At 56.5% G+C, this 6,681-nt stretch carries 5 protein-coding genes, 1 tRNA gene and 2 rRNA genes (1 of these 8 running past the window's edge); 4 read left to right on the forward strand and 4 right to left on the reverse strand.

Translation table 11 applies throughout. The features are described from left to right. From SPHINGO391_RS25015 to SPHINGO391_RS25025, 3 genes are all read left to right on the forward strand, one after another. A 23S ribosomal RNA gene (locus SPHINGO391_RS25015) occupies positions 1-1,091 on the forward strand; it begins 1,708 nt to the left of the window's first position. Positions 1,092-1,346: 255 nt separating this feature from the next. Further along, positions 1,347-1,461: ribosomal RNA gene (gene rrf / locus SPHINGO391_RS25020) — 5S ribosomal RNA — on the forward strand. Between the two features lie 405 nt (positions 1,462-1,866). Further along, positions 1,867-1,943 (forward strand) — tRNA-Met (locus tag SPHINGO391_RS25025). Positions 1,944-2,446: 503 nt separating this feature from the next. Here the strand turns inward: SPHINGO391_RS25025 and SPHINGO391_RS25030 are convergent. Beyond that, on the reverse strand, positions 2,447-3,616 hold the full coding sequence (locus tag SPHINGO391_RS25030) for a replication initiator protein A (RefSeq protein ID WP_343200356.1): 1,170 nt from the start codon (positions 3,614-3,616) through the stop codon (positions 2,447-2,449). 568 nt (positions 3,617-4,184) lie between these two features. On the opposite strand from SPHINGO391_RS25030, the gene SPHINGO391_RS25035 reads away from it, so the two are divergent. Beyond that, entirely contained in the window at positions 4,185-4,406 is a 222-nt protein-coding gene (locus tag SPHINGO391_RS25035; protein WP_152011395.1) for a hypothetical protein, read from the forward strand. A gap of 51 nt (positions 4,407-4,457) precedes the next feature. On the opposite strand, the gene SPHINGO391_RS25040 is transcribed toward SPHINGO391_RS25035, so the two are convergent. The 3 genes from SPHINGO391_RS25040 to SPHINGO391_RS25050 all read right to left on the reverse strand — a co-directional run. Then, the gene (locus tag SPHINGO391_RS25040; RefSeq protein WP_152011396.1) at positions 4,458-5,363 is read right to left on the reverse strand and encodes a hypothetical protein; all 906 of its coding nucleotides are present in this window, start codon (positions 5,361-5,363) and stop codon (positions 4,458-4,460) included. Positions 5,364-5,389: 26 nt separating this feature from the next. Beyond that, a complete protein-coding gene (locus SPHINGO391_RS25045; protein ID WP_152011397.1) occupies positions 5,390-6,274 on the reverse strand; it encodes a hypothetical protein in 885 nt (294 codons plus the stop codon). Continuing rightward, on the reverse strand, positions 6,264-6,681 hold a 418-nt coding region (locus tag SPHINGO391_RS25050; RefSeq protein WP_210385814.1), incomplete at its 5' end, for a hypothetical protein. The genes SPHINGO391_RS25050 and SPHINGO391_RS25045, both read right to left, overlap by 11 nt.

Genomic DNA, 6,681 nt, shown 5'->3' on the forward strand with positions numbered 1-6,681 from the left:
ACACAGGGCTCTGCGAAGTCGCAAGACGACGTATAGGGCCTGACGCCTGCCCGGTGCTGGAAGGTTAAGAGGAGAGGTGCAAGCTTTGAATCGAAGCCCCAGTAAACGGCGGCCGTAACTATAACGGTCCTAAGGTAGCGAAATTCCTTGTCGGGTAAGTTCCGACCTGCACGAATGGCGTAACGACTTCCCCGCTGTCTCCAACGCAGACTCAGTGAAATTGAATTCCCCGTGAAGATGCGGGGTTCCTGCGGTCAGACGGAAAGACCCCGTGCACCTTTACTATAGCTTTACACTGGCATTCGCCAAGGCATGTGTAGGATAGGTGGTAGGCTTTGAAGCGTGGGCGCCAGCTCGCGTGGAGCCATCCTTGAAATACCACCCTTATCTTCGTGGATGTCTAACCGCGGCCCGTTATCCGGGTCCGGGACAGTGTATGGTGGGTAGTTTGACTGGGGCGGTCGCCTCCGAAAGAGTAACGGAGGCGCGCGATGGTAGGCTCAGACCGGTCGGAAATCGGTCGTCGAGTGCAATGGCATAAGCCTGCCTGACTGCGAGACTGACAAGTCGAGCAGAGACGAAAGTCGGTCATAGTGATCCGGTGGTCCCGCGTGGAAGGGCCATCGCTCAACGGATAAAAGGTACGCCGGGGATAACAGGCTGATGACCCCCAAGAGTCCATATCGACGGGGTTGTTTGGCACCTCGATGTCGGCTCATCGCATCCTGGGGCTGGAGCAGGTCCCAAGGGTTTGGCTGTTCGCCAATTAAAGCGGTACGTGAGCTGGGTTCAGAACGTCGTGAGACAGTTCGGTCCCTATCTGCCGTGGGTGTAGGAATATTGATAGGATCTGTCCCTAGTACGAGAGGACCGGGATGGACGTATCTCTGGTGGACCTGTTGTCGTGCCAACGGCATAGCAGGGTAGCTATATACGGAATGGATAACCGCTGAAGGCATCTAAGCGGGAAACCAACCTAAAAACGAGTATTCCCTGAGAGTCGTGGAAGACTACCACGTTGATAGGCTGGGTGTGGAAGCGCAGTAATGTGTGAAGCTTACCAGTACTAATAGCTCGATCGGCTTGATCGTTCTCATTGCTCGTGCTCATCGAACGAAGTTCGATGTGAGTGTTTTGTCCTCACGGGCCGTACGCTCCTAACGGAGCTGGCCCTGCGGACGGCGCGCCAAACGATTGGCGACGCGCGGTCGCGCTTGCGGAGCTTCGCTCCGATACGCATCGCGGACAGAAGACGTGTTCACTACAAGTGTCAAAGGGTTAGCCACCCGCCAGCTTCTCAATCAACTTGCACATGCAGCCCATGTGCACATGTTGCGCTTTGCCGACCTGGTGGTCATGGCGGGGCGGCTGCACCCGTTCCCATTCCGAACACGGCCGTGAAACGCCCCAGCGCCGATGGTACTTCGTCTCAAGACGCGGGAGAGTAGGTCGCTGCCAGGTCTGCAAATCGCAACATCAAGTTGAAATCTTCTCAGCCTTACGAAAATTGGAACACTCACGGGTCGCTCTCGCGGCCCGTTTTGCCTTTTGCCTTGCTCATTCAGCAAGGCCTGTCGCGGGGTCGAGCAGCCCCAGCCGACCCACAGAGGCCAAAAGCCTCGAGGACCGGCAAAACAAAAAGACCGGGAATGCCCGGAAGCTCAAGTCTTACCGCGGGGTGGAGCAGCCCCCGCCGACCCGCAGAGGCCAAAGGCCTTGAGGATCGGCAAAACAAAAAGACCGGGCATGCCCGGAAGCTCAAGTCTTAACGCGGGGTGGAGCAGCCCCCGCCGACCCGCAGAGGCCAAAGGCCTTGAGGATCGGCAAAACAAAAAGACCGGGCATGCCCGGAAGCTCAAGTCTTAACGCGGGGTGGAGCAGCCCGGTAGCTCGTCAGGCTCATAACCTGAAGGTCGCAGGTTCAAATCCTGCCCCCGCAACCAAATATCCGTCTGATAATACAACGAAAATCCCAAAGCCCTGATCCTCATGACAGGGCTTTTTTGACGTACAGGGGCACTTTGGGGGCATCTCATCTCAACCCTTCACAACACCAATCAACACCCCGAGCGCCGCGCCGTCCTGAAATCAAAAAAAGAAAAAAACAAATTTTGAAAATATGCGCCCTGGCGCGTTTTTTCTGTTTTTAAGGTTTTTAGTTAAGTTTTAAGGGGGTGATTTCATTTGTGATTCAATGACCTAAGGTATGGTTTTTGGAGTGATAGACGGTTTTGCCGGAATGATAGACGGCTCAGACAGAATGATAGACGGTTATTTTGGAGTGATAGACGGAATGCGTCCCATTTTGTCAAAACTATCCACAGGGCCGAAATCCGCGCGTTTTTGCCAAAATGATAGACGGGTTTTGACAAAAACCAGAAGGGAGCGCGATCCGGTTTTGACAAAATCAGTGGAACGATAGACGGAATTTTGTCAGACAATTTTGTCAGCCGGCGGCGAGTTCGGTGCGCTTGCTCATCACAAGAATGCGCCCGTTTCGGCCGTCCTTCAGACTGAGGTCGTAGTCCGGCAACGGCTCATTTTTTGACTGCTTCACAATCGCCTCAATCGACTTCTCGAACTTGCCAGGGGGTAGGGGAGAGCCGCTGCGGTGATGCAGATCCTTCAGCGCGTAAAACGCCTCGCCCTGACCCGCCGCTTTGCGGGCGAGCCGGTAGATGAAGCGTGCCGTCGGTTTGGTGATCAGGAAATAGTCCGGGTTGAGCGTCAGGATCGTCGCCTTCTTCTCGGGATTGACCACGCCCTCATAGACCCAGTCCGGGATGTCCAGCTCCACCTGGTCGATCTTGTTCTGGGTGGTGCGGCTGATGACCTTGTACCGGCCGATCAGTGGGAAGCTCTCCGTCGCGCGGCGCTTGTGCCCGTCCAGATTCGTGATTTTCACCCGCGTGGCCTGCAATCGGTCGAGTGCCTTCTCCAGCTCCAGATACTGCCGGCCGCCATCGCCGCGACGGCAGAATTTCAGAATCTGCGCCGCTGTCGGGCGGTATACCCGTGGCGGCAGACTGCCCTGGGGCGTCTTGCGGAATTTGCGCATCTCTTCGGCCAAGTAGGTCACCATATTGAGAAAGATGTCGTAGTCATGGGCATTGGCAATGCCGGTCTCCGCACCCCCTTCAATGGTGATCACGCAGTCCTTGAGCTCATAGCGGATCAATCCCTCGCGCTTGGTCTTGCTCAGCGTAAACGGGGCCACATCCATCAGGTTCACATCGTCCTTGAGTGGCGCGTCGTAGATGTCCGGGACGAAAAACATCATCTGTTCATCATCGATCGGCGGAGGGCGCATCATCCGGTTCTCGGAAGCGCTCGGCGGAATCTCGCTTTCCAGTACCTTCTCAAAATGGCCGACGCGGATCGCGCCCGAGAGGCGCTCCAATGCGTGGCGCATTTCATCGTCCTGCACTTTCTCAAGTTGCAGATCGGCCAGGCTGCGACGACTGTAGTAGCGTCGGAGCCGGCTCAAGGCGTCTTTGCTCAGTGGCGTGAATTGGTCGCCGCGCGCTTCAAGATATTGTCTCGCAACGTCCTGCAGGTAGCTGTTCTTCTCATGAAGCGAAAGTTCAGAGAACTCCCCCTGGGTCAGTAATGTCATCTGGCTTGTGCTCATGTAGGAAAATATACCTACATTTGACACTTTCACCAAGTGAAAAGCATGGATTGTGCTTGTGGCCGTTCTTAAGTTGCCCGATTTGGCCAGTGTGCCGCGGATCTTCCGGTGATCTCCCGTTGAAACGCGGAGCGTTTGGCGAAGGGGGACGACCCGCTCCTCCAGGCCCAACGGCTCTTGTGGTGATCTCACGATCCGTCTCATCGCAAGAGACCCGAGGCCCTGCTTTCCGGTCAGTCTTGTCTTTCGCATATGCGGTCTCTGATGGATGTAGCTTGTCCTTCTCTCCAAGCTGTCCGGTCTGTGCGCGTCGTGTGGTTTGGACGGGCGGTTCGTCGGGTGCTCGTGCCGTCCTTTTTCATGAGGCCACGCTGACACCTCGCTGCCCTTCGCTCCATGGGTTTCTATGAACCGTCTCGCCAGGCGCGCAAGTGGCTGCCCGCACCACCACCGTGTTGCCACTGGCCCGCCTGTCTCTGGGGACGGTTTCTCTCAGACCCATGAAGGGCAGCGAGGCGCGTTGCCCTCTGGAAATGAAAAAGGAGACACTGAAATGAGCACCAAGACAAACACCAAAGCCCGCAACGCAAAAATGCCCACACACGCCCTCTATCACGTGACCGACACCAAAGAGGACAAGTCCAACTGGATCCGCATCGGCGCTGCATGGCCGCACAAGGACGGCAAAGGCATGAGCCTTCAGCTGGACCTACTGCCAAGAGACGGACGGATCGCCATGCGCGTCATCGACCTCGGGGAAGGCGGCCAGAAGTAACCCACTCCCGCCAAGACCGCCCGCAGCAAGCGGGCGGTTTTCCCGTATCCATCAGCTTTTGCCAAACAGCCTGTCCAGCAGGCCGCGCTTTGGCGCATCCGTAGCCGTCGGCGCTGCGCTTTGGGGGCTCTCCGCCTGAGTGGCCGCCGACTTCATCCGGCCTCTCGCTTCGGCCGCAAACATAGGGTGCGTGCTGTCCTTGCGATCCAGCACATCCACGATGACGGCTTGGCCGAGTTCAAGCTCGGCGATCAAAACATCATCCTCGACAAATGCACGCAAGTGATCTTGGCGGAAGGTTTCATCCCCCCTCGCATCAAAACGCCAATTTTGAATGTCGCCGGTCTTGCCATCGTAGACGCCGGGGATGATTTCATAGGCGCCGGCGATCATCGTCACCGCTTCGTCGCTCATGAGTTTTGCCGGGAACGCGCGCAGCATCTTTACAATGGCCTTCTTGGGCCCTTTCGGCGGCACATTGTCGATGGGATCGCCGGTGTAGTAAGCGACTTCGCCAGTCTCGAAGTTGCATGTGTAGCTGCCATACTCACCATTTTCGGGCATGACTTCGTGGGGATTGAACGCCCGGTTGTGCAAGACTTGGCAGAAATTTCTGAAAAGGTGCTCGACTGAGAAATTGTAGCCATTGTCGCTGAGGAAGAGCTGGTTTCCAGATACCAGGACGGACGGGGGCTCCAGCCCATCCTCCGGATCGACCACCAGTTCCATCTCCCATTCCTCGTGGCGTGTTGAAATTCTCACCTCAATCTGGCTGGTAACCGTGCGAACCAGGTCGTCGGTCCTGTAATGGAAGATCGTGTTTTCCGGATCGAAAAACACTTCTGTTCCGGCGTCCAGTTGAACGGAATAGGGCGCGCCGGAGGAATTGCGCGTCCAGAGAAGCGTGAATGTCTCAGGTTCATCCAGTATGGTGACGGGAAAGTTTTGGCCTTCCATCTGCTTAGCTCCTTTAACAGATCGGCCTAGGACCGGCCGAACAAGCTGCCCAGCAGGCCGCCGGCTTTCACCCTCCGACCAATTGGGCTTTGGGGTGCGAACGTCTTTGGCATCCAATTATCGAGATCAAGGAAAGTCAGCTCTTCCACATCACCAATGTCGACATTGCCGGCTTGCCTTGGCACGAACAGATCGTCGTGCTCCACAAGCACCTGACAGAAATGAACATTATCATTTTCGAGACTTTCGACTTCAAAGCGCACCACCTCACCAGTCAATGTGTCGGTCTGGGCCACCTTCGCGCTGTAAAGGCCAGGAGGCAGTTCACAGGGCGCGTTCGTCTCAGAACGATCGAAGCCCGGAACTGGGACGCGGGAGCGGAAAACGAAACTCTTCAATGTGGAGAACATCTGATCCACGGGATTGCCGTCGCGGCGCGTTATGGTGCCGTCGGCAACGGAGAAGGCGTATTGTCTATCAGCCGGCGCTTCAATGGCGGTCAGATAGGGGTTGTAGATCGGCGAGTTCAGATAACGGCACGCCGCCTGAAACATGGCCAGATTCGAGGCCATGAAATCGTCCACATGGACGAATTGCAGGCAACCATCCTGAATCTGCAATGTGGGATACACCACCCATGGGCGCTCCACACAACGAAAGCTCACGTCGACGAAGCCATCCGTATGATTGATGTAAATATCAATCTCTGGCGCATAGGTCCGCGACATACCTGCCTCGGGTTTGCGGAGGTGCACGACCTTGTTGTCGAGGTCATAGTAAAGTCCCGTTCCCGCAGTCACCGGAAAGGATCTGGGTGCGCCAGTGTGATCAAGGATCCAGGGCGCAGTCACGTCTCTGGACTTCACATCGACATCAACCGGCAATGCGCCCGGGTGCAGCTCATGTGTCACCATCACCTCCTTTGTAGGTAATGCCATAGCTGTAATCAGCTGGAATGCCGGTCCACCAGGGTGGCTGGTCATCATCGCGCTGCTTCGGTATTTGCGCCGGCGGCTGTTCCAGAAGAGCTTTCAAATCCGGGTCGACAAACCACGGCTCGAGCGTTGCGACCATCGGCGGATACCCGGACAAAAACACAATCTGGAACCGCTTCTGTTCGTTCATATCACCGCCCACCCCGAACACTTCCCTGATGTCCGGTACTGACAAAAGAGGCTTGCCCGTGAACTGTGTCAACGGCGGAGTAAAACCCGGCCAGGCGGCGGCGCAAAAATCGGCCACTCTTTGTGCGCGCATGAGGCTGCCGCGAGGGCGTAGCCCGAGTGGGGGTCTCATGCGCGCGCGGCGATTTCCGGAG

The sequence above is a fragment of the Hoeflea sp. EC-HK425 genome, from assembly GCF_902498795.1.
Lineage (GTDB): Bacteria > Pseudomonadota > Alphaproteobacteria > Rhizobiales > Rhizobiaceae > Hoeflea > Hoeflea alexandrii.

Coding starts and splice junctions, on each gene's coding strand:
- SPHINGO391_RS25035 (WP_152011395.1), top strand. CDS start 4,185: ATGAGCACCAAGACAAACACCAAAGCCCGCAACGCAAAAATGCCCACA.
- SPHINGO391_RS25030 (WP_343200356.1), bottom strand. CDS start 3,616: ATGACATTACTGACCCAGGGGGAGTTCTCTGAACTTTCGCTTCATGAG.
- SPHINGO391_RS25040 (WP_152011396.1), bottom strand. CDS start 5,363: ATGGAAGGCCAAAACTTTCCCGTCACCATACTGGATGAACCTGAGACA.